Origin of the sequence: Actinomadura sp. 21ATH (genome assembly GCF_041951345.1) — a bacterium.
In the GTDB taxonomy this organism is placed as follows: Bacteria; Actinomycetota; Actinomycetes; order Streptosporangiales; family Streptosporangiaceae; genus Spirillospora.
The window spans coordinates 182,127-204,876 of sequence record NZ_JBGNUR010000010.1; the positions used below are offsets into that span (position 1 = coordinate 182,127).

The 22,750-nt window shown below is 72.3% G+C and carries 24 protein-coding genes; 16 read left to right on the top strand and 8 right to left on the bottom strand.

Annotated elements, in window-relative coordinates:
* The first annotated feature begins 72 nt into the window (after nt 1–72).
* Complete coding sequence (locus tag ACA361_RS26990) at nt 73–951, top strand: sigma-70 family RNA polymerase sigma factor (protein ID WP_375016296.1); 879 nt, start codon at nt 73–75, stop codon at nt 949–951.
* Nucleotides 952–963: 12 nt separating this feature from the next.
* Here ACA361_RS26990 and ACA361_RS26995 read toward each other — a convergent pair whose 3' ends face one another.
* Nucleotides 964–1,854 carry a LysR family transcriptional regulator gene (locus ACA361_RS26995; RefSeq protein ID WP_375016297.1) on the bottom strand — a complete coding sequence of 297 codons (891 nt, stop codon included), beginning with the start codon at nt 1,852–1,854 and terminating at the stop codon, nt 964–966.
* Between the two features lie 149 nt (nt 1,855–2,003).
* Between ACA361_RS26995 and ACA361_RS27000 the strand changes: the two genes are divergently transcribed.
* Together ACA361_RS27000 and ACA361_RS27005 are read left to right on the top strand one after the other, a co-directional pair.
* A complete protein-coding gene (locus tag ACA361_RS27000; protein WP_375016473.1) occupies nt 2,004–2,693 on the top strand; it encodes a sigma-70 family RNA polymerase sigma factor in 690 nt (229 codons plus the stop codon).
* A gap of 75 nt (nt 2,694–2,768) precedes the next feature.
* Nucleotides 2,769–3,992: an ankyrin repeat domain-containing protein gene (locus ACA361_RS27005; RefSeq protein WP_375016299.1), complete on the top strand. Its 1,224-nt coding sequence runs from the start codon at nt 2,769–2,771 to the stop codon at nt 3,990–3,992.
* Nucleotides 3,993–4,014: 22 nt separating this feature from the next.
* On the opposite strand, the gene ACA361_RS27010 is transcribed toward ACA361_RS27005, so the two are convergent.
* The 3 genes from ACA361_RS27010 to ACA361_RS27020 all read right to left on the bottom strand — a co-directional run bounded on the left by ACA361_RS27010 (nt 4,015) and on the right by ACA361_RS27020 (nt 5,874).
* Nucleotides 4,015–4,578 carry a GNAT family N-acetyltransferase gene (locus ACA361_RS27010; RefSeq protein ID WP_375016301.1) on the bottom strand — a complete coding sequence of 188 codons (564 nt, stop codon included), beginning with the start codon at nt 4,576–4,578 and terminating at the stop codon, nt 4,015–4,017.
* The gene (locus ACA361_RS27015; RefSeq protein ID WP_375016303.1) at nt 4,575–5,123 is read right to left on the bottom strand and encodes a YciI family protein; all 549 of its coding nucleotides are present in this window, start codon (nt 5,121–5,123) and stop codon (nt 4,575–4,577) included. Before ACA361_RS27015 ends, ACA361_RS27010 begins: the two co-directional genes overlap by 4 nt.
* A gap of 64 nt (nt 5,124–5,187) precedes the next feature.
* Nucleotides 5,188–5,874 carry a LysR family transcriptional regulator substrate-binding protein gene (locus tag ACA361_RS27020; RefSeq protein WP_375016305.1) on the bottom strand — a complete coding sequence of 229 codons (687 nt, stop codon included), beginning with the start codon at nt 5,872–5,874 and terminating at the stop codon, nt 5,188–5,190.
* Between the two features lie 55 nt (nt 5,875–5,929).
* Between ACA361_RS27020 and ACA361_RS27025 the strand changes: the two genes are divergently transcribed.
* Nucleotides 5,930–6,313 carry a DUF5997 family protein gene (locus tag ACA361_RS27025; protein WP_375016307.1) on the top strand — a complete coding sequence of 128 codons (384 nt, stop codon included), beginning with the start codon at nt 5,930–5,932 and terminating at the stop codon, nt 6,311–6,313.
* A 126-nt stretch (nt 6,314–6,439) separates the two neighbouring features.
* Nucleotides 6,440–7,336: a virginiamycin B lyase gene (locus tag ACA361_RS27030; protein WP_375016309.1), complete on the top strand. Its 897-nt coding sequence runs from the start codon at nt 6,440–6,442 to the stop codon at nt 7,334–7,336.
* A 56-nt stretch (nt 7,337–7,392) separates the two neighbouring features.
* Here the strand turns inward: ACA361_RS27030 and ACA361_RS27035 are convergent, their stop codons facing one another.
* The gene (locus ACA361_RS27035; RefSeq protein ID WP_375016310.1) at nt 7,393–7,965 is read right to left on the bottom strand and encodes a CGNR zinc finger domain-containing protein; all 573 of its coding nucleotides are present in this window, start codon (nt 7,963–7,965) and stop codon (nt 7,393–7,395) included.
* Nucleotides 7,966–8,084: 119 nt separating this feature from the next.
* Here ACA361_RS27035 and ACA361_RS27040 point away from each other — a divergent pair, with 119 nt between their 5' ends.
* From ACA361_RS27040 to ACA361_RS27060, 5 genes are all read left to right on the top strand, one after another.
* Complete coding sequence (locus tag ACA361_RS27040; RefSeq protein WP_375016311.1) at nt 8,085–8,546, top strand: VOC family protein; 462 nt, start codon at nt 8,085–8,087, stop codon at nt 8,544–8,546.
* Between the two features lie 33 nt (nt 8,547–8,579).
* The gene (locus tag ACA361_RS27045; protein WP_375016313.1) at nt 8,580–9,488 is read left to right on the top strand and encodes a pyridoxamine 5'-phosphate oxidase family protein; all 909 of its coding nucleotides are present in this window, start codon (nt 8,580–8,582) and stop codon (nt 9,486–9,488) included.
* Complete coding sequence (locus tag ACA361_RS27050) at nt 9,485–9,991, top strand: HPP family protein (protein ID WP_375016315.1); 507 nt, start codon at nt 9,485–9,487, stop codon at nt 9,989–9,991. Before ACA361_RS27045 ends, ACA361_RS27050 begins: the two co-directional genes overlap by 4 nt.
* A gap of 178 nt (nt 9,992–10,169) precedes the next feature.
* A complete protein-coding gene (locus ACA361_RS27055; RefSeq protein WP_375016317.1) occupies nt 10,170–11,090 on the top strand; it encodes an ADP-ribosylglycohydrolase family protein in 921 nt (306 codons plus the stop codon).
* Between the two features lie 102 nt (nt 11,091–11,192).
* The gene (locus ACA361_RS27060; protein WP_375016319.1) at nt 11,193–12,131 is read left to right on the top strand and encodes a superoxide dismutase; all 939 of its coding nucleotides are present in this window, start codon (nt 11,193–11,195) and stop codon (nt 12,129–12,131) included.
* A 98-nt stretch (nt 12,132–12,229) separates the two neighbouring features.
* On the opposite strand, the gene ACA361_RS27065 is transcribed toward ACA361_RS27060, so the two are convergent.
* Both ACA361_RS27065 and ACA361_RS27070 read right to left on the bottom strand, forming a co-directional pair.
* On the bottom strand, nt 12,230–12,733 hold the full coding sequence (locus tag ACA361_RS27065) for a DUF1772 domain-containing protein (protein ID WP_375016321.1): 504 nt from the start codon (nt 12,731–12,733) through the stop codon (nt 12,230–12,232).
* A 15-nt stretch (nt 12,734–12,748) separates the two neighbouring features.
* The gene (locus tag ACA361_RS27070; protein ID WP_375016323.1) at nt 12,749–13,573 is read right to left on the bottom strand and encodes an NAD(P)H-binding protein; all 825 of its coding nucleotides are present in this window, start codon (nt 13,571–13,573) and stop codon (nt 12,749–12,751) included.
* Nucleotides 13,574–13,899: 326 nt separating this feature from the next.
* Here ACA361_RS27070 and ACA361_RS27075 point away from each other — a divergent pair, with 326 nt between their 5' ends.
* From ACA361_RS27075 to ACA361_RS27085, 3 genes are all read left to right on the top strand, one after another.
* A complete protein-coding gene (locus ACA361_RS27075; protein WP_375016325.1) occupies nt 13,900–14,640 on the top strand; it encodes a hypothetical protein in 741 nt (246 codons plus the stop codon).
* Nucleotides 14,641–14,932: 292 nt separating this feature from the next.
* Nucleotides 14,933–16,177, top strand: coding sequence for an alpha/beta hydrolase family protein (locus tag ACA361_RS27080; RefSeq protein ID WP_375016327.1), 1,245 nt, complete (start codon nt 14,933–14,935; stop codon nt 16,175–16,177).
* A gap of 638 nt (nt 16,178–16,815) precedes the next feature.
* The gene (locus ACA361_RS27085) at nt 16,816–17,202 is read left to right on the top strand and encodes a MerR family transcriptional regulator (RefSeq protein ID WP_375016475.1); all 387 of its coding nucleotides are present in this window, start codon (nt 16,816–16,818) and stop codon (nt 17,200–17,202) included.
* Between the two features lie 106 nt (nt 17,203–17,308).
* Here ACA361_RS27085 and ACA361_RS27090 read toward each other — a convergent pair whose 3' ends face one another.
* Nucleotides 17,309–18,235, bottom strand: coding sequence for a LysR family transcriptional regulator (locus tag ACA361_RS27090; protein WP_375016330.1), 927 nt, complete (start codon nt 18,233–18,235; stop codon nt 17,309–17,311).
* A 142-nt stretch (nt 18,236–18,377) separates the two neighbouring features.
* On the opposite strand from ACA361_RS27090, the gene ACA361_RS27095 reads away from it, so the two are divergent.
* The 3 genes from ACA361_RS27095 to ACA361_RS27105 all read left to right on the top strand — a co-directional run bounded on the left by ACA361_RS27095 (nt 18,378) and on the right by ACA361_RS27105 (nt 22,590).
* Complete coding sequence (locus ACA361_RS27095) at nt 18,378–20,444, top strand: ATP-binding protein (protein ID WP_375016332.1); 2,067 nt, start codon at nt 18,378–18,380, stop codon at nt 20,442–20,444.
* A 292-nt stretch (nt 20,445–20,736) separates the two neighbouring features.
* On the top strand, nt 20,737–21,771 hold the full coding sequence (locus ACA361_RS27100) for a hypothetical protein (protein WP_375016334.1): 1,035 nt from the start codon (nt 20,737–20,739) through the stop codon (nt 21,769–21,771).
* Nucleotides 21,772–21,885: 114 nt separating this feature from the next.
* Entirely contained in the window at nt 21,886–22,590 is a 705-nt protein-coding gene (locus ACA361_RS27105) for a type 1 glutamine amidotransferase domain-containing protein (RefSeq protein WP_375016335.1), read from the top strand.
* The last annotated feature ends 160 nt before the right edge of the window (nt 22,591–22,750 follow it).

Consider the following 22,750-nt stretch of genomic DNA (forward strand, 5'->3'; position numbering starts at 1 on the left):
GGGCCGATCTCCCTCTTGTAGGTTGACGGTGCAACACGGCTACGACCCGGCCCGGCGCAGGAACGTGACACGGTGATTCGAAATTCTTCGGCCCTGGACAGATTCGAGGCCGAGCGGCCCCGGCTGCGGGCGCTGGCCTACCGGATGCTCGGCTCCGCCGCCGAGGCCGACGACGCCGTCCAGGAGGCCTGGCTGCGGTACGACCGCACCGACCTGGCGGAGGTGCGGAACCCGGCGGCCTGGCTGACCACGGTGGTCACCCGGGTCTGCCTCAACCTGCTGCGGGCCCGGCAGACCCGGCGCGAGGAGTCGCTGGACGGCTTCACCGCCGACTGGCTCGGCGCGGCCGACCACGACCGCGTCCCGCAGGAGGAGGCCGAGCTGGCCGACTCGATCGGGCTGGCGCTGCTGGTCGTCCTCGACCGGCTGAGCCCGGCGGAGCGGGTCGCGTTCGTCCTGCACGACATGTTCGACGTGGCCTTCGACGACATCGCGCACATGATGGAGCGCAACACGGCGGCGGTCCGGCAGCTGGCCAGCCGGGCCCGCGCGAAGGTCCGGCGCGGCGGAGGGACGGAGACCGCGGACGCGGGCCGCCGCGACCACGCGGTGCGGGCGTACCTGGCGGCGACCCGTACCGGGGACTTCGAGGCGCTGCTGACGCTGCTCGATCCCCAGGTCGAGCTGCGCGCCGACCCGGAGGTCACCGGCGCCGCCAGGCCGCTCACCCTCCAGGGCGCCCTGGTCGTGGCCAGGAGCGCCGTCGCCTCGGCCGCCCGCGCCCGCTTCACCGTCCCGGCCGTGGTGGACGGCGACCCGGCGCTGATCATGGCCCCGCTCGGCCGGCTCTCGGTGGTCATCCGCTTCACCTTCGCCGGCTCCGCGATCACCGCGATCGACATCACCGCCGCCCCGGACCGCCTCCGCGCCTTCGACATCACCCTGGGCTGACGGCGCGGGCGGTCAGCGGCCGGTGAGGTCGTGGGCGGCCTGCACGAAGGCGCGCACGCTGGCCGTGGTGCGGTCCGTCCGCCAGTGCAGGCTCCAGCGCAGCGGCGGCGCGTCGCTGAACGGGACGTAGGCGACGTCGGGGCGCGGGTAGTAGCGCGGGGCCTGCGCGCCGACCGTGAAGGCGCCGCGCCCGGCGCCTATGAGGGTGAGCACCTCGTTGAAGGTGGCGGCCTTCGGGCCGGGTTCGATCGGGCGTCCGGCGGGGGTGGTGCGCGGGGTACGGTCCGCGCGCATCGTGGCGGGAAGGCTCTCCGGCAGCTGGATGAGCCTGACCCTCGCCAGGTCCTCCATGCCCACCGACTCGCGGCGGGCGAAGGGGTGGGCGGTGGAGACGGCGAGCAGGCGCGGCTCGGACAGCAGCACCGGGCCGCTGGTGATGCCGGGCTCATCGACCGGAAGGGTGCCCAGGACGATGTCGATCTCGCCGTCGCGCAGCCACGGTATGGGGTCGATGATCTGCGCCTCGCGGAGCTGGACGTCGCATTCGGGGTGGCGCTCGCGGAACAGGTCGGCGGCCCGGACGAGCAGCTGCCCGCTGGCCGCCGCGACGAAGGCGACCCGGAGGGTGCCGGAGATGCCGCGGCCGGTGTCGATCGTCCGCTCGAACGCGGCGGTGATCTGATCCCAGGCGGGGCGGACCTCCTCATAGAGCTGCCGCCCCGCCGTCGACAGCTCCACCCGCCTGCTGGTGCGGTCGAACAGCGGCACGTTCGCCCGGCGTTCCAGCTTGGCGATGGTCTGGCTGATGCGGGCGGTGGACACGTGCAGCCGCTCGGCCGTACGCCCGAAGTGCAGCTCCTCGGCCAGCGTGAGGAACGCCTCCAGCTCGTGTCGCTCCAGCATGAACGCCCCCGTCGTTAAGTGTGGCTTCACGATCCTTGCACAAGTGCGCATTGATCGCCCCTCCGGCCCAGAGGAAAGTGATTCCGTCGAGAACGGATCGGGGAAACGACGTGCGAACTCACGAAAAATATGCGGACGCTTTCGATGCGGTGCATTCACCGGAATTCCTGGCTGTTCGATTCGAGCAACACCGCCCCCATCTCAAGGCGGTCGCCTACCGAATGCTCGGCTCGCGGGCCGAGGCCGATGACGCGATCCAGGAAACGTGGTTGCGGCTCGCCCGGACCGAGGGCGAGCGAATAGAGAACCTCGGCGGCTGGCTGACCAAAGTGATCGGGCGGATCTGCCTCGACATGCTCCGCACACGCGAACGGCGCGGCGAGGAACCATTGCAGGAACGGATCGGCCAGATCGACGGAGCCGACCCCGAACAGCGGATGCTCGCGGCCGATTCGGTCGGGCGGGCGCTGCTGGTGGTGCTGGAGTCGCTCAGCCCGGCGGAACGGCTGGCGTTCGTTCTGCACGACATGTTCGCGGTCCCGTTCGACGAGATCGCGCCGATCGTCGACCGTACCCCGGCGACCGCGAAGAAGCTGGCCAGCCGGGCACGCCGTCGGGTCCGGGGCGCGACCCCGCCCCCGGACCCCGGCCGCCTCCAGCGGCACCGGATGGTGGACGCCTTCCTGACCGCCGCCCGCGGCGGCGACTTCGCCGACCTGCTGACCCTCCTGGACCCGGCCACGACCAGGCCGGGCACGACACCGGAGCCGGGCGTCCAGATCCGGCGGTCGTCCGCCAGGTCGAACAGCGAGATCAGTGATCCCACGACCGGAAGATGAACCGCGGTACGGAGCCGCCCGCGTGAAGTGCGAGGCCGGGACGTGCGGGGGCGCGTCGGCCTCTAGACTGCGCCGATGACGGTCGTACCGGACGGCGTGCCGCCCGATCTGTTCTCCGCCGGCGAACTCCGGCTTCTCGGCGAGGCCGGCATCGCCCTGTTCGCCGGGCGGCTGGTGCTGGACGCGCAGCCGCCGATCGACGACGCGGCGCTCGCCGCGGTGGCCGAACGCTGTGCCGGGCCGCTGCCCGAAGCGCTCGTCGCGCTGTGGCGCATCACGTTCGGCGGCCGGCTCGACTACGACCTGCGCGGCGACATCGGCGGCCAGGACGTCGCGGTGTCGTTCAGCGAGCTGTTCCACCCCGGCAGCGACGGCTACCACGACCTGTGGGGCTGGATCGATCACGAGTGCGCTCTGGCCGAAGAGCACCGGTCCGGCTGGTCCGGCCGGCTCGCTCACCTGCCGATCGGCGGCTTCGAGTACCTCGAACGCGTCTACGTGGACACCGCCACCGGCCCCGACCACGGTGCCGTGGACTGCTGGCGGCAGGGATTGCCGCCGGGATGGGAGTTGCAGACGGGCGACCGGGTCGGGCGGCTGGCCGATGACCTGCGCGCGCTCTTCGGGCGACTGGTGCTGGAGCACGACCCCTGGACGCTGGAGGACGACGCCGTCGAGGCGGGCACGGACCTCCGTGACGCCGTCGACGAGCTGGCGGGCCGCGCGGACCCGCACGCGCGGACGGCCGCGGAGAAGCTGCGCCGGCTCGTCCGGGCGACCGTGCTCGACTGGCGGGGCGCACTGGAGCAGGGCACGCTGGCGAAGCGGCGCCGGCTCCGGCGGCTGGCCCTGGACCGGGCGGCGGCCGCCGACGACGTGGAACTGCTCGCGCGGCTGGTGGAGCTGGGATGCGATCCGGCGGAGGAGGTCGGCAACGGAATGACCCCGATCGACGTGGCCCTGCGCGGCGGAGCCACCGCGGCCGTCCGGTGGCTGCTCGACCAGGGCGTTCCGGTGGAGAACGGCCTGCTGGCCGGCGCGCACGCCGTCGACGCCGGCCTTGCCCGCGACCTCATCGATCGAGGCGCGACGGTCGACGCGTGCGCGCTCTCGCAGGCGCTCGCCAACCAGGACGTCGAGGTCGTCCGAGTGCTGTCGCGTGCCGTGCAGCCGGACGACGAGCTCGCGCGGCTCGTGCCACGGCTCCGGACGCTGGCCGTCCAGGCCGGGCAGGACCCGCACCGTTCCGCGGTGCTCACGGAACTCGCGGACCGTTTCGACCGGAACCACCGCACATGAGCCCGCCCCCCGGCGCGGGCCGTCACTCCGTGCCGCCGGCGGAGGGCGCCGGCCGGTCCTGATCAGGGTCGGGAACGAGGTCCTTGACCAGGAAGACGCAGGGGTCCTCGACCGGATGCTCAACGCCGGCGTCGTCGGTGTAGGAGTAGCGGTCCAGATAGCGGACGGTGGGCCGGTACCCCAGGCGCGCGTAGAGCGCCGCGGCCCGCGGATTGCCGTGATCGTCGACGCCCAGCCCGATGAGCCGCGCGCCTCGCCGGGCCGCCAGCCGTTCGGCGCGCCGGATCAGCGCGGTGCCTATCCCGCGTGATCGGAGCGCATCGACGACGTGCAGGCCGTTCACCTCCGGGCAGCCCGCCGTGACGGCCCGCACTTCCGGTGCCGCGCAGCCGTTCCAGCGGACCTCGCAGTTTCCGGCCGGCCGGCCGTCCAGCCAGGCCACCAGGTACGTGCCGGCCCCCGCCGCCTGCCGGGCGAATCGCCGAGCGTGGTACGAGGTGGCGCTCGGTGAGGGCAGGTGCTCTTCCAGCGCGTCCAGATCCTCTCGCCGGCAGGCGGCGATGCGCAGCGCGGCTCCGGAGGTCATCGGCGGCCGCCGAACTCCCAGGGGTGGACCTCGATGTCGGCGTACCGGCCGGGGGTCAGGACGGCGCGCGCCGCGTCCGGGTCGGCCGCCTGGAGCAGCGCCGCCGTGCCCAGCCAGGTGGTGCCGTCGTCGGCCAGCAGCGGCCCGTAGGCGATCAGCCGGTCCTGGGGTGCCGGTGGGGTGAGGTCGGCGGCCGGTCCGGAGCCGAGGCCGAGCACCAGGTAGTGGGCGCCGGCGTTCGGTTCGCCGGTGAAGTCCCACATGGTGCGTCCGAGCAGGTCGCGCCAGCGCCGCAGTAGTACGTCCCGGTACGCGCCGGCCTGGTGGTTGGGCTCGTCGAAGGCGAACGCGCGGGCCGCGGCGGGATCGGGCAGGTCGACGATGTGGACGCTGCCGGTGGGCGTCCGGCCGTCGGCGGCGAACGTCGGCCCGCGGGCGATCAGCTCCCGCTCGTACCGGTCCATGTAGGCCCAGTGCGCCTCGATCAGCTCCTCGCGCAGCGCCAGGGAGCCGGGCCGGTCACGGTGGTAGCAGAAGAACTCCATGATCGCTGTTCCTACACCTTCCCCGTACGCGCCGGAGACGGCGGCACCGGCGTGAGGCCAGGGCTCACGTCCGGCGGCGCTTCTGGGGGCGGCGCTTGGGGGCGGAGCGCTGGCGCTGGGGCTTCTTGCGGGTGGCGGGCTGCTGCTGGGCGTTGCGCCCGCGGGAGCTGTTGGGGGTGCGGCCGCGGACGATGCCGATCAGTTCCTCCATGAGGTCGGACGTCTCGGGCGCGAGCCAGGCCAGGCCGATCTGGGACTGGGGGGCGTCGGTCACCGGGCGGTAGGTGAGGTCCTTGCGGTGGTGGAGGCGGGCCAGGGACTGGGGGAGCAGGACGATGCCGGCCCCCGACGCCACCAGCTCGATCGCGGCGGCGGTGCTCTCGGGACGGGTGAACGCGGGCTCCCCGGGGCGTTCGTCCCAGACCAGGACCTCGTCGAGCGGCTCGAACACGTCCTCGTCGGCGAGATCGGCGAGCTCCACCTCCTCCACCGCCGCCACCACATGGTCCTTCGGGACCACCGCCACGGTCGTCTCCAGGTAGAGCGGGATCACGTGGAGTCCCTCGCGGTCGACGGGCAGGCGTACGAACGCCGCGTCCACGTCACCGTTCCGCAGCAGGGGGACGGCGTCGGCGGCGGGCGTCTGCACCAGCCGGAGCGGCACGTCCCGTACCCGCTCGGCCCACACCCCGGCCCACTTCGCGGGCGTCACTCCCGGTACGTAGGCCAGCCGGAACTCACCATTGGTCACCTCCTCAGCCTAGTGACGTCCGGGCCGCTCCCTCCCGCTGGCTACTCTTGAGGTCATGAGCACGTCCAAGGCGAAGACCTCGCAGACCATGAAGCCGGCGACCGCGGCCAAGAAGCTGGGGATCCTGCTGTCTGCGGCGCCCGCCGAGTTCCAGGAAGGTCCTGTGTCCCGGGACGAGCTGAACGCGCTCCAAGCCGACCCGCCCGCCTGGCTCGCCGACCTGCGCCGCGAGGGTCCCCATCCCCGCCAGGTCGTCGCCGCCAAGCTCCGGGTCTCCATCTCGGGCCTGACCCGCGCCGGCATCACGGGCCCGCTCACCACGGCCGAGATCGAGGACCTGAAGGCCGAGAACCCCGACTGGCTGCAGCGTGAGCAGGCCATCCGGGCCGAGGTCCGCGAAGAGGAACTCCGCCTCAAGCAGCAACGCCCCAAGGGCTGACCCGCGCGGCCTTCCCGGCCGGCCGCCGGCAGAGCTCGCCCGCCGCGTTAACGAGTTGCTCCGCCGCACACGACCCGCCGCGCTCCCGACACCGGTGAGCGCCCCGGCACTGGAAAGAGCGCAACGATGCAGCAGTCTGCTCACTCACCGATCCGGGAGTTCCCGGTCGCGGACGCGAAGGCGGGCCCCTACGGCATCACGGCCGGTCCCGACGGCGCGCTGTGGCTCACCCTCGTCCACAGCGGCGAGATCGCCCGCCTGGCCGTGGACGGCGAACTCAGCCGGTATCCCGCGGGACCGGCGGAGTGCAGGCCGAGCATCATCACCGCCGGCCCGGACGGGGCGCTGTGGTTCACCCGGTCCGCCGATCACCACATCGGCCGGATCGCCACTGATGGGACCCTCACGGCGTTCGCGTTGCCGGAGTCCGGTAGCGGTCCCTTCGGGATCTGCGCGGGCCCGGACGGCGCCCTGTGGTTCACCGAGATGAACACCGACCGGATCGGCCGCGTCACCACCGACGGCCGGATCACCCATTTCCCGCTGCCCGTCCAGGGCGCGTTCCCCTCGATGATCACCGCCGGTCCCGACGAGGCGCTGTGGTTCACCCTGAACCAGGCCGACGCCGTCGGCCGTATCGGCCTCGACGGCGGGGTGACGCTCCACCAGGTGCCCACCGCCGGCGCGGCACCGGTGGGCATCGCGTGCGGGGCGGACGATGCGGTGTGGTTCGTGGAGATCGCCGCGGGACAGATCGGCAGGATCGGTGTGGACGGCACGATCCAGGAGTTCCCGCTGCCCGACCGGGACGTCAAGCCCCACGCCATCGCCGCGGCGCCCTCCGGAGAGTTCTGGTTCACCGAATGGGGCGCCAACCGCGTCGGACGCGTCACCCCCGCCGGGACGATCACCGAGTACGACCTGCCCACCCCGTCATCGGAACCCCACGGCATCGCCATCGGCCCGGACAGCGCCGTGTGGACCGCCCTGGAGACCGGAGCGGCCGCCCGGCTGGCCCCGTAAGCCCCGCACGCTCCGGCAGCCGGTCATCGCCATGGCGATGGCCGGCTTTCACGCGTTCACGGGCCGGTCTTGCTGCGTTCGTAGTGGCGGGCGGCCTTGGCGCGGTTGCCGCAGATGGCCATGGAGCACCAGCGGCGGGTGCCGTTCTTGGTGGTGTCGTGGAAGTACAGGATGCAGTCGGGGTGCGAGCAGGGCTTGACGCGGCCGGGGCTGTCGGCCAGGAGCCGTAGGTAGTCGGCGGCGGCGAGCCAGGACGGCAGCCACGCGGGGTCGTCGGTCCGCGCATGGTCCTCGGGGCCGTCGGAACCGAGCCTGTGGTGCAGCGCCCCGCGCGCGAGGATCCGGTTGAGCGCCTCCGTCGCCTCGGGGGACGAGCGCTGCTCCAGGAGTGCGAGAAGGACGTCGCGAGTCTCGACGGTGGCGTCGAGCGTCGCCCGGTCGGCGGTCGCGCGGCCGTCCAGCCCGGCCGAGCGCAGCCAGACGGCCAGCCCGCCGGTGGAGTCGAGCAGATCGTGGCGGGCGCCGCCGTCCACCCACCGCGTATTGATCAGATCGAGGCACAGCGGCTCGCCGACGAGCGGGCGCGGGTCCGCCGCGACCCGCCCTTCGGATCCATGGTTCGCCTGCACGCCGTCATTCTACCCGGCTATCGCAACTTAGCCGGTTGACGATCACCTTCTAACCCTCTATCTTTCTTTAGCAAGTTAGGTCGATTCGGGCGGGAACGCCCGGGACTGCGAGGTGTGTCATGGAGACGGTCGCCATCAAGACCCTGCGGACGGGGCACGTGGGCGTGAACGTGACCGACGTCGATCGGTCCCTGCCCTTCTACGAGCGCGTCTTCGGGCTCGAGGTGCAGGCCGAGGGCAAGGAGGACGGCCGCCGCTGGGCCTTCCTGGGACGGGACGGGCGGCTGGTGGTGGCCCTGTGGCAGCAGAGCGACGCCGCCTTCCAGACCCGGGCGGCGGGCCTGCACCACCTGTCGTTCCAGGTCGAGACGATCGAGGAGGTGAAGGCCGCCGAGCGGGTGCTGCGCGAGCTGGGCGCGGAGTTCGCCCACGACGGGGTCGTCCCGCACGGCGAAGGCGTCTCCTCCGGCGGGATCTTCTTCACCGACCCCGACGGGATCCGGCTGGAGATCTACGCGCCCGCCGGGGCCGACACCGCTCCCGCCCCGAGCGGATCCGCCCCCACCTGCGGGTTCTTCTAGCCTCCGGCGATCCCTCGACGAAAGGAGGCCGCTGTGGCGGCCGACGTCTACCACGAAGGCGAACGAGCCGCCCAGCGGCGCGCCGGCCTGCTGGACCAGGGCGCGTTCTCCGGCCGCGCCATCCGCGCGGAGATCCCCGACGTGGCGCGCAGGTTCCTCGCCCAGCAGCCGATGGTGGTGCTCGGCGCCGCCGACGGCGACGGACGGATGTGGGCGGCGCCGCTCACCGGACCGCCCGGGTTCCTGCGCGCCGACGACGCCCGCACCATCACGATCGACGCCCGCCCGGGACCGCACGACCCGCTGCACGACCGGCTCGCCGAACCGGCACCGGTCGGCCTGCTCGCGATCGAGCCGTCCCGGCACAGGCGGATGCGGATGAACGGCCGCGCCGTCCCGACCGCCGGCGGCCTGCGCGTCTCGCTCGACCAGGTGTACTCCAACTGCCCCAAGTACATCCAGAAGCGCGAACCGCGCTGGGAGCCGGCCTCTCCCGGCCGGCCGCGACGGTCTCGCTCGCTGAGCGCCGAGCAGCGAGCGCGGATCACCGGCGCCGACACCTTCTTCATCGCCACCGCCGACCGCGAGGGCAACGCCGACGCCTCCCACCGCGGCGGAAACCCGGGCTTCGTGGAGGTGCCGTCGCCGACGATGCTGCGCTGGCCCGACTACGTCGGCAACGCCATGTTCAACACCCTGGGCAACCTGGAGGTCCAGCCCCGGGCCGGGCTGCTGTTCCCCGACTGGCGCACCGGCGCCGTCCTGCAGCTCACCGGAACCGCGCGCACCGACTGGGAACCCGCGCGCGGCACCGCCGAGCGGCTGGTCGAGTTCACCGTCACCGACGTCATCGAGATCCCGGACGCCGTCCCGCTGAGGTGGAGCGAACCGGTCCTGTCCCGCTTCAATCCGCCCGTACCCCCTCCCGAGGAAGCGCCGTGATCCCCACCGACCGCAACGACGTCGCCCAGGCGCTCATCGGCAAGGCGCCGGCGCGTCCCGCCGCGCCCGCCATCGCGTCCGCGACCGCTGCCGGTGCCGTCGCGCTCACCCTCCTGGTCGCGATCGGTCACCTCCTGCACCGTCCGGTCCTGGTGCCGCCCTTGGCCGCCAGCGCCGCCCTGGTGTTCGCCGCGCCGACCCTGCCGCTGGCGCAGCCCCGCAACGTCATCGGCGGCCAGTTCGTCTCCGCGCTGGTCGGTTTCTGCGCCGTCGCCGCCGGCGGCCGGACGCTCTGGACGGCGGCCGTCGCCGGCGCCCTCGCCATCGGCGCCATGGCCCTCGCCCGTACCCCGCATTCCCCCGCCGCCGCGACCGCGGTCATCGTCGTGCTGACCGGGCCGGAACCCGTGACGTTCCTGCTCCTTCTTGTACTGGCGACATCCGTCATCGTGGCCGTCGGCGTCATCGCCACCCGCCGCGGCTATCCGTCCTACTGGTGGTGAGAACAGGTACGGCCCGTACCTGGCAGCACCACGAGCCCGCCACCAGGCTCGACGCCATGACCGAGACACCCATGTCGGTGGAGTCAGCCGGGACGGGAGCCGGCCTGAAGATCTCGACTCCGGATAGGGTGCCCGGGAAGCGCAGCCCACCGCACTCACGCCAGCCGGGATCATTGCCGTGAACGACGACGCCCGCGGCCTCGCTCAGCCCCCTGAACGCGCCGCCGCACTCATGCACGCCTCCCTGGCCGGATTGTCGGTCGGCGACGCGTTCGGGGACCAGTTCTTCCTGCTCGCCAACCGCCGTCTCACCGCCGCGGACCTTCCTCCACCGCCGTGGGAGTGGAGCGACGACACCGAGATGGCCTGCTCGGTCGTCGCCTGCCTGCACGATCACGGCCGCGTCGACCAGGACGTCCTCGCCACCTCCTTCGCCACCCGCATGGACACCGGCCGCCGCTACGGCGCCGGGGCCCTGGAACTCCTCGAACGCATCCGCGACGGGCACCCATGGCGGGCCGCCTCGGCCGGGTCCTTCGGCGGCAACGGCTCCTTCGGCAACGGCGCGGCCATGCGCGTCGCCCCGCTGGGCGCCTACTACACCGGCGACCCGGCACGCGCCGCCGCCGAGGCCGCCCTCCAGGCCGAGATCACCCACGCCCACACCGAAGGGATCGCGGGTGCCGTCGCGGTCGCCGTCGCCGCCTCCCTCGCTGCGACCGGCACCGCCGGAGACCTGATCGAGGCGGCCCTCGACCACGTCCCCGGAACCTACGTCCGGCAAGGACTCCAGCGCGCTCGCGGCCTAGCGAAGGCGACACCTGAAGAGGCGGCGCAGGCCCTGGGCAACGGTTCACGCATCACCGCCCAGGACACCGTGCCGTTCGCGCTCTGGGCGGCCACCCGGCACCTCGGCGACTACCCGGCCGGGGTCCGAGCCTGCGTCACGGCCGGCGGGGACATGGACACCACCGCCGCGATCGTCGGCGGCATCATCGCCACCAGGACGGGGATCGACGGCATCCCGCCGGACTGGCTCGACGCCCGCGAACCCCTTCCCGCCTGGGTGAAAGACCACCCGACGGCTCGACGCTCCTGATGCCACATGCCGCCGGCGGGCCGGGGCGCGTCTCTACCGGTCCGGGGCGGTCGGCGCCTCGTCGCCGAGGCTGAGCAGCAGGGTCCGCAGGGTCGCGGCGAGATGGTCCTGCTCGTCCCGGTCCAGCGGACCGCGGGCGACCGTCGGCTCACCTCCGTGCTGGTCGCGCTCGGCGTGATCGCCTCGACGGGCGCGCCCGCCCACGCGTCCGCTTTCCCGAGCACCATCCGCCTTCCGGACGGGTTCCGCCCCGAGGGCATCGTGACGGGCCCCGGCCCGTACGCCTACGTCGGTTCCATGGCCGACGGCTCGATCTACCGCGCCGATCTGCGCACCGGACGCGGCGCGGTGTTCAGCCGGGGTCCCGGCACCCCGGCGCTCGGCCTGCGCGCCGACGGGCGCGGTCACCTGTTCGTGGCGGGTGGCACGGGCGGCGACCTGCGGATCCTGGACGCCCGCACCGGACGGAAGCTGGCGACCCACCGGCTGACGACCGGGCCGGCGTTCGTCAACGACATCGCCCTCAGCCAGGGCGCCGCATGGATCACCGACTCCACCAACCCGGTCCTCTACAAGATGCCGCTGCGCGGCGACCGCCCGCCCGGCCCGCCCGTCCGCATCCCGCTCACCGGCGACATGAGGTACGGCTCCGGCTTCAACGCCAACGGGATCACCGCGACCCCGGACGGCCGGGCCCTGCTCGTCGTGCAGTCGAACACCGGCGACCTGTTCCGCGTCGAGCCCTCCGGCGAGACCCGTCGCGTGAACCTGCACGGCGAGACCCTGGTCGAGGGCGACGGCCTGCTGCTGCGCGGCCGGACACTGTACGCCGTGCAGAACCGGTGGAACGCCGTGGCCGTCCTGCGGCTTAACGCGGAGGGCACGCAAGGACATGTGGTGCGCCGGTTGCGCAGCGAGCGGTTCGACGTCCCGGCGACCGTGGCGGCCTTCGGTTCACGGCTGTACCTGCCGAACGCCCGGTTCGACACCCCGCCGACCCCGCGGACGCCGTACACCGTCGTCGCGATCCCCCGCCAGTAGCCCGCGCTACCCGGGGCGAACACTCGGCGCGCTCGCCTCCTGAACGCGCGGACGGCGCGGGCGGCGTCCTTCGCCGTCCGCGCCTTCCGTGTCCCGGGTCAGTGGTTGCGGCCCCAGACGTACAGGCCCAGGGCCATCACCAGCAGGCTGAGCACGCTCGACACCGCCCGCAGCGTGTTCCAGGGCGTCCAGCGCGAGGAGTAGTCGTTCCAGAGCTTCGCCGCCTCGGCCATGTCGGCCGGGATCTTGCTGGCGTCCAGCTTCTCGTTCAGCGGCACGTTCACGATCACGGTCGGCAGGAACGTGCCCAGCAGGTAGATCCCCGCGGCGACGAAGAACAGGACCGCCGCCGAGCGCTGCCCGAGGAGCAGCAGCGCCGCGCCGGTGACCAGGGCCAGCAGCGGCGCGCCGGTGAAGTGGCCCAGGAACACCGGGTTCTGGATCTTCTGGTTCATGCTCTGCATCGCCGCGATCGCCGTACTCGCCTTGGTGGCGTCCAGCCCGGGCATCACCGCGACCGAGAAGGCGAGAAAGACGCCCGTGACTCCGCCGGTGAGCAGCACCGCGATCGTCGCCGCCGACGCGGCCAGGGTGAACTTCATGATGGGTTTCCTCTCTCAGGCCCACACGCCGGTGGCGGCGGTGTCGCGGGCGAAGTCGGCGAAGTCCCTGGGCTCGCGGTCCAGGGCGCGTCGCACGCCGTCGGCCGGGCGCGCGTTGCGCCCGTCCAGGACGGTGGTGAACAGGTAGATCAGCAGGTCGGTCACGTCGTCGGGCACACCATGATCGCGCAGCGCGGCCGCGTACCCCTCCGCCGGCACCGAGGTGAAGCGGACCTCACGGCCGGCGGCGCCGGCGATCTCGGCGACCGCCTCGGCGAAGGTCAGCGCGCGGGCACCGGTGATCTCGTACGTGCGGCCCGCGTGGCCGTCCTCGGTCAGCGCCGCGACCGCCACGTCCGCGATGTCGTCGGCGTCGGCGAACGGCTCGGGCACCTCCCCGGCCGGCACCGCCACCTCGCCCGACAGCACCGCGTCCAGCAGGTAGTCCTCGCTGAAGTTCTGCGCGAACCAGCTGCACCGCAGCACCGTCCACTCTGCGCCACTGTCCTTCAGCGCCTGCTCGGCCACCGCGGCCTCAGGCTCACCCCGGCCCGACAGCAGCACGATCCGGTCGATCCCGGCCTCCACCGCCGCCGCACCGAACGCGCCGATGTCCTCGGCGGCCCCCGGGACGGTCAGGTCCGGGTAGTAGGCGAGGTAGATCGCGTCCACGCCCTCCAGTACCGCGCTCCACGTCGACCGGTCCTTCCAGTCGAACCGCGGCTCGCCCGACCGCGAGCCCACCCGTACCGGAACGCCGCGCTCCTCCAGCCGCGCCACGATGCGCCGGCCCGTCTTGCCCGTCCCACCCACGATCAGCTTCTTCGTTTCGTTCGTCATGCCCATGAGTCAACCGGGGCGCGGCCCGCGCGAACATCGTCGAGAGACCGAACCCCATACGCGAGCGTCTACGTCCGGCGATGACCCCTCCCGAGGCGCAACGGCGTTCACCCGTACGCCCGGCTCGTACGGTTCGGTGCGGTATCGGCGAAACCGGCAGGGGCCATCCCGCCTGCGCGAGGAACGGAATCGTCGCCGTGTTTCCGCGATCGCCGTCCTCCCGGAGCCTGTCTTCCGCATGGCGATCTTGGAGGTGGCCGGCGTATGGCGTGGGAAGGTGCTGGCTGGGCAGTTCCCCCTTGTCTGCTGTGGAGACGAGGTCGGCGATGCTGAACGAAGCCGAGGCCCGGCTGGTAGCGGAACTGCTTGAGGGACTGGCGCACCGCGATGGCCTGGGCACGCAGGCCGCGGCCGGGAGGATGGCGGCGGTGCTGCGTGAACGGGTGGCCTCCGCCGGCGGTGCGCGACCCGGCGGTGACGATGCGCAGGGGAAGCTGGCGGCGCGGCGTGACGCCGGTGACGTTCGGGATGGGGCCGCCCGGGACCGGGACCAGGCGGCGGTGCGGCGCGATCGGCGGGCCCAGGACCGCGACTCGCGCGCCAGGGACCGGGACACCGATGCCGAGAACGCCGACCAGGCGGCGGCCGCCGAGGAGCGGCGGCTGTCCGAGGTGCTGCGGGCGGCTGAGCTGCGGGATCGAGCGGCGGAGGAGCGCGATCGAGCGGCGGCCGAGGTCTGGAACCGGCAGGCTGAGGCGATGGAGCCGGACCCGGCGGTGGTGCTGGCGATGCGGCAGCAGGTGGAGCTGGACCGGGAGATGGCCGCGGCGGACCGTGAACGCAACGCCGAGGACCGCATGGTGCTGCGTGAACTGATGACGGCGGTGATCCAGCGGCGGCGCGCGGCCGCTGCCGGCCGCCGGTCCAGCGGCGTGGACCGTCAAGCGGCCGCCCAGGACCGCGCGTCCGCCGGCGCCGACCGCGACGAGGCCCTCCAGGACCGGCGGTGTGCGCAGCAGGACCGCGATCAGGCGGTCATCGACAGCGAGCTGACCGACCCTTCCTGAACCCATGACCTGGTCACGCCGCGCCGGACGGGCGACGAGGGGCACCGTCAGGTTTGAGGAAGCCGTGCGCCCAGGTCACCGCGGTTCCGGCGCAGGCGCAGGCGGGTGCGGGATGCGTCAGCGGCAGCCGGGCCGGCATCTCCCGGGCGACGACGCGATCGGTGGGGTGGGGAGCGCGTAGTGGTCCGCGAGATGGTCGGTGTCCGTGGTGCGTGGGGCCCTGGCGAAAGTGGGGGGCGGGGGTGACGAACGGGCATGGTGGCGCGGGTGGCGGCGGCACCACCATCGGGGCATGCGATCAGCGATACGGATCACCGCACTGGCCGCGGCCGCCTGCCTGCCTGCGGCCTGTGGCACGAGCACCGGCCCGGCCGCGCTGTCGGCGGCGGCCGGGCCGGCCGGGGCGGCGGGTTTCACCCTGCCCGAGCCGACCGGGCGGCAGCCGATCGGGACGACCGAGCTGCACCTGGTCGACCATGGCCGTACCGACCCTTGGGTCGAGGGCCGGACCCGCGAGCTGATGGTCAGCGTGTGGTACCCGGCCCGCCGTACGGCCGCCGCGCGGACCGCTCCCTACCTGCGGCCCGGGGTGGCCGGCCTGCTCGACCGGTCCGGTGCGCTGGGGATCTTCAAGCCCGGCGAGGTGGACTGGGCGGGGGCGCGCACCCACGCCGCCGAGTCCGCGCCGGCCGCGGGCGGCGGGGCCCGCCCGGTGGTGCTCTACTCGCCCGGCTTCGGCGTCCCCCGCGCCCTGGGCACGACCCTCGCCGAGGAACTGGTGAGCCGGGGGTACGTGGTGGTGACCATGGACCACACCTACGAGAGCGGACCGGTGGAGTTCCCCGGCGGCCGGGTCGAGGGGCAGCGGCTGCCCGAAGGCGGTCCGGAGCGGCTCAGGACGGCGCTGGACGCCCGCGTCCGGGACACCGGGCTCGTGCTGGACCGGCTCGCGGCGCTGCGGGCGGGCCGCAACCCCGACGCCGAAGGCCGCCGGCTGCCCGCCGGGCTCGGCCGCATGCTCGACCTGTCCAGGGTCGGCATGTTCGGACACTCCGCGGGCGGTATCCAGGCCGCCGAGGCCATGCGGACCGACCGGCGTGTCGACGCCGGGATCAACATGGACGGCGCCATGCAGTACGCCGACGACGACCTCGTCCCGGTCGCCGAGGAAGGGCTGTCCCGCCCGTTCATGCTGATGGGCGCGGCCACCGGAGGGCGACCGCAGACTCATCGCACCAGCCCGTCCTGGAAGGCGTTCTGGAGCAGCTCGACAGGCTGGAAGCGCGATCTGTACGTGCCGGCCGGCAGCCACTACACCTTCACCGACCTGCAGACCGTGCTGCCCCAGCTGGACGAGCGGCTGGACATCCCGGCCCAGGCGCGGCGCGACTTCATCGGCACCGTCCACCCGGACCGGGTCACCGCCTCGCAGCGCGCCTACGTCACGGCCTTCTTCGACCGCCACCTGCGACACCGGCCGGCACCGCTGCTGAACCGGCCGTCACCGCGGCATCCCGACTTCCGCTTCGTGTACTGACCAGAACGCGGAGCCACCGCCGGACGCCGGGCCGCGGCCGCCGACGGCTCTCCGCCGTCGCGACGGCGCGGGCGTGATCCGGGTGGTGTGATCTACGAAACTCTGTAGTGATCGAGGTAGATTTTCGAAGCGAGCCCGGGTAGTGTTCCTGTCATCGAAGACGAACGAGTCCATGAGAAGCGGGTAGAGGACGAACTGCCCGAAGCGATGGATGAGCGGACCGGGCGTGCTGGGGCCAACGCAAGGCAAGGGGCTCCGGCAGCCGGTCCGCCCCGCGGCCAACGGGCCGTGGTGGCAAGAAGAACACGCAGTACCGCACCACCCAGTACAGGTAGTGATGTCGAGGAAAGGAGGAATCGGCGCCATCGGGATCGCCCGCCAGCGGCTCCAGTCACGTCGCGCGGGTACCGCAGCTGCCCAGATTGGACGGTGGTCTACGGTCACGCAACCGCGATCCCTGCGTCCCCGCCCCTCGATCGGGCGGCCGGCGCGGAACAAGCCCGGCCTCACGGCCGGATAGATGGTGTTGTACCTCTGGGCCCCGGCGCCGCGGTTTGGCGCCGGGGCCCCCGTTGCTTACCTCACTGCCACCGTTTCCGAATGACACGGAAGGTCTTGTGCAAGCAACCCAGCCGGAGATGACCGGCGACGACCCCGCCCGGCAGGGCGACTGCGACGACACCCTCGACGACAAGTTCGACGACGAGGACTACCCGGCCTACAGCATGGGCCGTGCCGCCGACATGCTGGGAGTCACCCCGGCGTTCCTGCGCAGCCTGGACGCCGGCAAGCTGATCGTCCCGCAGCGCTCGGCCGGCGGGCACCGCCGCTACTCGCGCTACCAGCTGCGCCTGGCCCAGCGCGCCCGCGACCTGGTCGACCAGGGCACCGCGGTGGAGGCGGCCTGCCGCATCATCATCCTGGAAGACCAGCTCGCCGAGGCCCAGCGCCTCAACGCCCAGCTCCGCCGGGAACGCCCGCCCCGCCAGGACCCGCCCGGCCAGGACCAACAGCGTCCCGGCTGACACCGGAGATCGGTTCACCCCGGGGCGGGCGCGCCGGTAGGACGGGCACCGCCCGTACCTGGGCTTCTGCCGACGACGCCTCGTGCGCCGATTCTGTGCGGACCTCTTACAGGCCGCCCCAGCGGCGTGCGGCCTGCCAAAGCGCGTCACGCAGAACGGTCACGGCGGAATTCGCTGGAGCGCCGCGTCGGGTGGCGAGGTAGAGGGTGTTCAAGGGTGCCGCCTCCGGCTCGTGCAGTTGCACGACTCTTCCGGTCCCCAGCGCGGGCTCGGCGATGTAGCGCGGCAGGACCGAGATGCCGGCACCCGTCACCACCGCCTCGAGGACCGCCCGCAGATCGGAGACGACGAGCACGACCGGATTCGGCGGGCGTCGGCCGAACTCGCTGCGCCAGTAGCGACGTATGATCGGCAGCTCCTCGGCGTAGGCCACGAGCGGAAGGTGGGCCAGCGCCGCCACCGGTTCGGTCGCCAGGCGTTCGACGTCGACGGTCTCGGCCATCGCGGGCGGGGCGATGAGGACGAACTCCTCGTCGATGAAGGGCTCCGCCTGCAGGGCCGCGTGTTTCGGACGTACCGAGGAGATCACCAGGTCCAGCCGGTCAGTGGCCAGTGCGGACAGCAAGTCGTCGGCCAGGCCGAGCGTGGCGTGGACCTCGACACCCTGCCTGGTGAGCCCGGTCAGCACCGGAGTGACGCGAAGGGTCATGAACTCGGCGGCGGCGCCTACGCGCACGGTGCCACCGAAGGAGGGGTCGTCGGACGACTCCATGGCCCTGAGCAGGCCTTCGACATGGCCACTGACACGTGAGGCCAGCGCCGCCGCCCGTGGCGTCGGCGTCACGCCTCGGGAGGTGCGTACGAACAGGCGCTCGCCGATCTGCTCCTCCAGGCGGGCGAGCTGTCCGCTCACCGCGGGCTGGGTGACTCCGAGGCGGCGCGAAGCGGCCGACAGCGAACCGGCCCGGTAGACCTCCAGGAACGTCGCCAGCAGGTCGAGGCTCGACGCACCGCTGCGCTTGTCGTGCACCATCCGCACAGCAAAGCACGGCGCCGGAGCCCTCCTCAGTCATCAGGACTCGGCGAACCGGGTCTCAATGACGGCTATAAGCGGAACCACCAGCCATAAGCGCGACCATGAACCCAGCCTGTCCGGAATATGTCATTTTGGGCGCATGAAACCAGAAGCCAAGAGCTTTGCGGAGCGGTTGAGATGGGCGCGCGAGCGCGCCTTCGTCGGGCGAGCCGAAGAGCTGGCGGTGTTCCGTGAAGCCCTCGAAGGAACCGGGGGAGCCCCTGCCGTCATCTACGTTCACGGCCCCGGAGGGGTGGGCAAGTCGACGCTGCTGCGGCGGTTCGCCGACGAGAGCCGGGACGCGGGCAGGCCGGCGATCGAGGTGAACGGTCGGCTCATCGACCCCTCGCCCTCCGGGGTGGAAGCGGAGGTCGCGGGCATCGCACCGGATGCCGTCCTGCTGATCGACGCTCTTGATCACTGCCAGGGGCTCGAAGGATGGCTGGTCGACCGCTTCCTTCCCTCACTGTCACCGGAGACGCTGGTGGTGCTGGCCGGCAGGGAAGCACCGAGTCCGACCTGGACCGCGGACGTCGCGTGGAGCGAGCTCCTGGCCGTCGTACCGCTGGGCGACCTCGACCCCGCGGAGGCCGAGAGGCTGCTGGAGCTGCGCGGCGTGACGTCGGGTCTGCGCCACCGGATCCTCGACTTCGCCGGCGGCCACCCTCTCGCGCTCAGCCTCGCCGCCAGCGTCGCGATGGACGGCGGAGGCGCGGACTGGGCTCCCACCCCCGATGTCCTGACCGTTCTGCTCTCCCAGATGGTGGGGGAGATCCCCTCGCCCGCGCACCGGCTCACCCTGGAGGTGGCCGCGCATGCGATGACCACCACTGAAGGTCTGCTGCGCGCGATGCTCGGGCCTGACCAGGGTGCCGAGATGTTCACCTGGCTGCGCCGCCTGCCGATCGCCGACTGGGGCCGCCAAGGCGTGTTCCTGCACGATCTGGTCAGCGACGCGATCGACGCCGACCTGCGCTGGCGCGACCCGCAGGCGTACGAGGAGATGCACCGCCGTCTCGGCCACATCCTTCTCGAGCAGGCGCGCACCGCGTCACCGGCCGATGCGATGGTCGCGATACGCGAGCTCACCTACCTCAAACGCTACGGCCCGATGGGCGAGTTCTTCCAGATGCGCAGGGAAGGCGACTTCCACGAGGACGTCCTTCGCCCTGGCGACCACGAGGCCGTACGGCGCCTGATCGCTGAGGCCGAAGGGCCGGAATCGGGGACGATCGTCGACTTCTGGCTGCGCAGGCAGCCCGAAGCGTTCTGGATCTACCGCGACTCGATGACCGGAGAGCCCGCCGCGTTCATGACGTGGCTGCGGATGTCGGCACCCCTTCCCGACGAGCTCGCCGCCGACCCGATCCTCGCCCGAGCATGGGAGTACGCACAGCGCACCAATCCGCTGCGCCCCGGAGAGCACCTGCTCATGGCCCGGTTCTTCGTCTACCCTCCCGCCTACGGCGAGATCTCGCCCGTGCAGCACCTGATGCAGCTGCGCATCTGCAGTGACTGGATCCGATCCGCCGGCCTGGCATGGTCGTTCCTTCTCAGCCCGTTCGGCGATCTGTGGGACCCCCTGATGCGGCACCTCGGCCACACGAGGGCCACGGACACGCCGTGGCCCAACGGGTACACCTACACGGTGTTCGCCTGCGACTGGCGGGCCACCCCGCTCTCGGTCTGGTTCGACCGGACGCAGCCCGGCGCGCTCAACGAAGAACCGCCCGCCGTGGCGCAGGTCAACTCGTTCCTCCCGCTCACCCGAGAGGAGTTCGACACCGCGGTGCGCGCCGCCCTGCGTGACTGGCACCGGGAGGACGAGTTCGCCGCCAACCCGCTGCTCCGGGCGAGAATGATCACTAGCAGGCCGGGCTTCACCGCGGAGCAGTCGCCCGAGATCCTGCGCGAGATGCTCGTCGACGTCATCGACGGGCTGCGTGCCGATCCGCGTGAAACGCGGATACACGGGGTGATGGCCACGACCTACTTCCACCGGGTGCCCAACCAGATGGCCGCCGCCGAGCGGCTTGGCCTGCCCTACAGCACCTACCGGAGATACCTCCAGCGGGCGCACGAACGCCTGTGCGACGCCCTGTGGAGGCGGGAGACCTCCGATCATCCGGCACTCTCGCGCATGAAGGAGATGAGCGGCGCCGGTTGAGCGAGGGTTGAGCGTTCGCTGGTCTCGCGGATGAGCGCCCGCCCTCGGCAGAGTGTGTGCCCTAGGGGGCGAAGACCTGGGGATATCAGCGGACCGGGCGCCCAAGGCCATAAGGAAACTTATGGCGCGAGTTTTCGGGTGAAACCAGACCGAAAGATCATCATGCGGTGCGGCGCTGACCGCGATGCCTCGTCGCACGTTCGCCGCCCCGATCTCCCGACGCGCCCGTGCCGGGCCTGCTGACACGAAGGAAGAGCCATGCCGGATGTTGTTCTCGACCAGGGTTCGGGCCATGTCGCGGTCCGCGCTTAGCCACCGCCGGCCTGTCCTGGCCGTCGCGACATCAGCGGGCAACGCCATCCACCTCTTCGACGGCCTCACCTACGACCCGATCGGCGACCTGCAGGTCACGGCCCAGCCGCACGAACTCGCCGCCGACACGGCCGAAGGACTGCTGTACATCTCGCACACCTACCGCTCCGGCATCTACACCGAGCCGGGCGAGAAGGCTCACGAGATCTCCGTGGCCGACCCGTTCAGGCGGGAACTTCTCGAAGTGGTGTCTCTCGCTCCGCAGGAAGCGCCTCACGGGCTGGCCCTCGACGCCAGGCGGCACCGCCTCTACACCACGGTGGAAGAAGGCCCCGTCGGCAACGGGGCGGTGGTCGCATTGGACACGGTCAGCCGCAGGCCGGTCGGGCGCATCGACGTCGGAGCAGGCCGGCCGCACTGGTTCGCCGCCACGCCGGACGGCCGCAAGGGCTACGCCACCAACAAGGCCGACCCCTTCATCTCCGTCGTCGACCTCGCCGGCGGCAGGCTCGTCGGCCGTATTCCGGCCCCGTTCGGCACGGAAGAGGTCGCCATCTCCAGGGACGGGCGGTACGCCTACGTGGCCGGGCCCGCCCTGCGGAACAGGCGGACCGCGCCCTCCGGCGCGGCGATGCTCATCGTGATCGACACGGCCACCGACGAGGTCGTCGACCGCATCCCCCTCGAGGCGCCGGGCCGCCCGGTCCACGTCGCGCCGGACGGCCGCGTCCTGGTCGGTCTGGTCCGGACGGATCGCGACGGCGGCCCCGCTGACGGCCGGCTGGCCGTCTACTCCCCGGACGCCCACCTTCTCCAATACAGCGTGCCGACGGGCAGAAGCCCGATCACCATCCGAACGACCCCGGCCGGCGACCGCGCCTTCGTCGCCAACCTGCGCTCCGGGACCGTCACCGTCGTCGACCTGGAATCCGGAACCGAGATCCGCACCCTGGACATCGACCCGGAGCAGCCGGACAGGAACCAGAGAGCCCACGGCATCGCCTACCTGGAATGACGACCGGGCACGGCCGCCGGCCGGCGAGCGGTTCCCGCCGCGCTCGCCCGTGGCCATGAGCGGCGCTTCCCGATTCCTCACTCATCGCATCAGCACTGACAAGGAGTTCTCACCATGCCGAAAATCCTGATGGTCATCTCGGGCGCGAGCACGCTGACCCTGGCCGACGGCTCCTCCCACCCGACCGGGTACTGGGCCGAGGAGGTCGCCGAGTCCCACCGGATCCTCACCGAAGCGGGCGCCGAGGTCGTGTTCGCGACGCCGGGCGGCGTACGGCCGACCGTCGACGTGCTCAGTCTGGACGAGCGCGGCGGCGTCCCCGCCAAGGCCGCGCAGACGTACCGCTCGTACCTCGACGGGCTCGCCGACCGGTTGGCGCACCCGCTCGCGCTGGCGCAGGCGAACGCCGAGGACTACGACGCGATCTACCTGCCCGGCGGGCACGGGCCGATGGCCGACCTCGACCGCGACGCCGACCTCGGCCGGCTGCTGAACACCGCGCACGCCGGCGGCAAGGTCGTGGCCGCGCTGTGCCACGGGGTGGCGGGCCTGCTGAGCGCCACCGCCCGGGACGGCTCCTTCACCTTCGCCGGACGGGCGATCACGTCCTTCACCGACGAGGAGGAGTACCAGGGCGGCCTCGGCGAGACCTCCCCGTACCTGGTGGAGAGCCGTCTGCGCGAACGCGGAGCGCTGCTCCGGACCGGTGCCGCATGGAGCGACACGGTCGTGCGCGACGGCGACCTCATCACCGGCCAGAATCCGCAGTCGAGCGCCTCCACCGCGCAGGCCGTCCTCAAGGCCCTCGACGGCAGGTGACCGAACGGGCGCGGGAGGCCCGGCCTCCCGCACCCCGCCGGCCCCCTTCCCACCATTCCGTCCCCGTTCCGGACCAGAGGGGCCCCACAGGCTCGCCCAGAAGAAGATGCTCATGCCTCTCATGGGCCTCTTGGTCGCGCCGGAGAAGCGGGCCCGGCCA

Excerpts from the sequence above, each read along its gene's own strand:
- ACA361_RS27005 (WP_375016299.1), top strand. The coding sequence starts at position 2,769 with ATGACGGTCGTACCGGACGGCGTGCCGCCCGATCTGTTCTCCGCCGGC.
- ACA361_RS27010 (WP_375016301.1), bottom strand. The coding sequence starts at position 4,578 with ATGACCTCCGGAGCCGCGCTGCGCATCGCCGCCTGCCGGCGAGAGGAT.
- ACA361_RS27060 (WP_375016319.1), top strand. The coding sequence starts at position 11,193 with ATGGTCCTGCTCGTCCCGGTCCAGCGGACCGCGGGCGACCGTCGGCTC.
- ACA361_RS27090 (WP_375016330.1), bottom strand. The coding sequence starts at position 18,235 with ATGGTGCACGACAAGCGCAGCGGTGCGTCGAGCCTCGACCTGCTGGCG.
- ACA361_RS27100 (WP_375016334.1), top strand. The coding sequence starts at position 20,737 with ATGTCGCGGTCCGCGCTTAGCCACCGCCGGCCTGTCCTGGCCGTCGCG.
- ACA361_RS27070 (WP_375016323.1), bottom strand. The coding sequence starts at position 13,573 with ATGACGAACGAAACGAAGAAGCTGATCGTGGGTGGGACGGGCAAGACG.
- ACA361_RS27095 (WP_375016332.1), top strand. The coding sequence starts at position 18,378 with ATGAAACCAGAAGCCAAGAGCTTTGCGGAGCGGTTGAGATGGGCGCGC.
- ACA361_RS27040 (WP_375016311.1), top strand. The coding sequence starts at position 8,085 with ATGGAGACGGTCGCCATCAAGACCCTGCGGACGGGGCACGTGGGCGTG.
- ACA361_RS27080 (WP_375016327.1), top strand. The coding sequence starts at position 14,933 with ATGCGATCAGCGATACGGATCACCGCACTGGCCGCGGCCGCCTGCCTG.
- ACA361_RS27030 (WP_375016309.1), top strand. The coding sequence starts at position 6,440 with ATGCAGCAGTCTGCTCACTCACCGATCCGGGAGTTCCCGGTCGCGGAC.
- ACA361_RS27015 (WP_375016303.1), bottom strand. The coding sequence starts at position 5,123 with ATGGAGTTCTTCTGCTACCACCGTGACCGGCCCGGCTCCCTGGCGCTG.
- ACA361_RS27075 (WP_375016325.1), top strand. The coding sequence starts at position 13,900 with ATGCTGAACGAAGCCGAGGCCCGGCTGGTAGCGGAACTGCTTGAGGGA.
- ACA361_RS27085 (WP_375016475.1), top strand. The coding sequence starts at position 16,816 with ATGACCGGCGACGACCCCGCCCGGCAGGGCGACTGCGACGACACCCTC.
- ACA361_RS27105 (WP_375016335.1), top strand. The coding sequence starts at position 21,886 with ATGCCGAAAATCCTGATGGTCATCTCGGGCGCGAGCACGCTGACCCTG.
- ACA361_RS27065 (WP_375016321.1), bottom strand. The coding sequence starts at position 12,733 with ATGAAGTTCACCCTGGCCGCGTCGGCGGCGACGATCGCGGTGCTGCTC.
- ACA361_RS26995 (WP_375016297.1), bottom strand. The coding sequence starts at position 1,854 with ATGCTGGAGCGACACGAGCTGGAGGCGTTCCTCACGCTGGCCGAGGAG.
- ACA361_RS27025 (WP_375016307.1), top strand. The coding sequence starts at position 5,930 with ATGAGCACGTCCAAGGCGAAGACCTCGCAGACCATGAAGCCGGCGACC.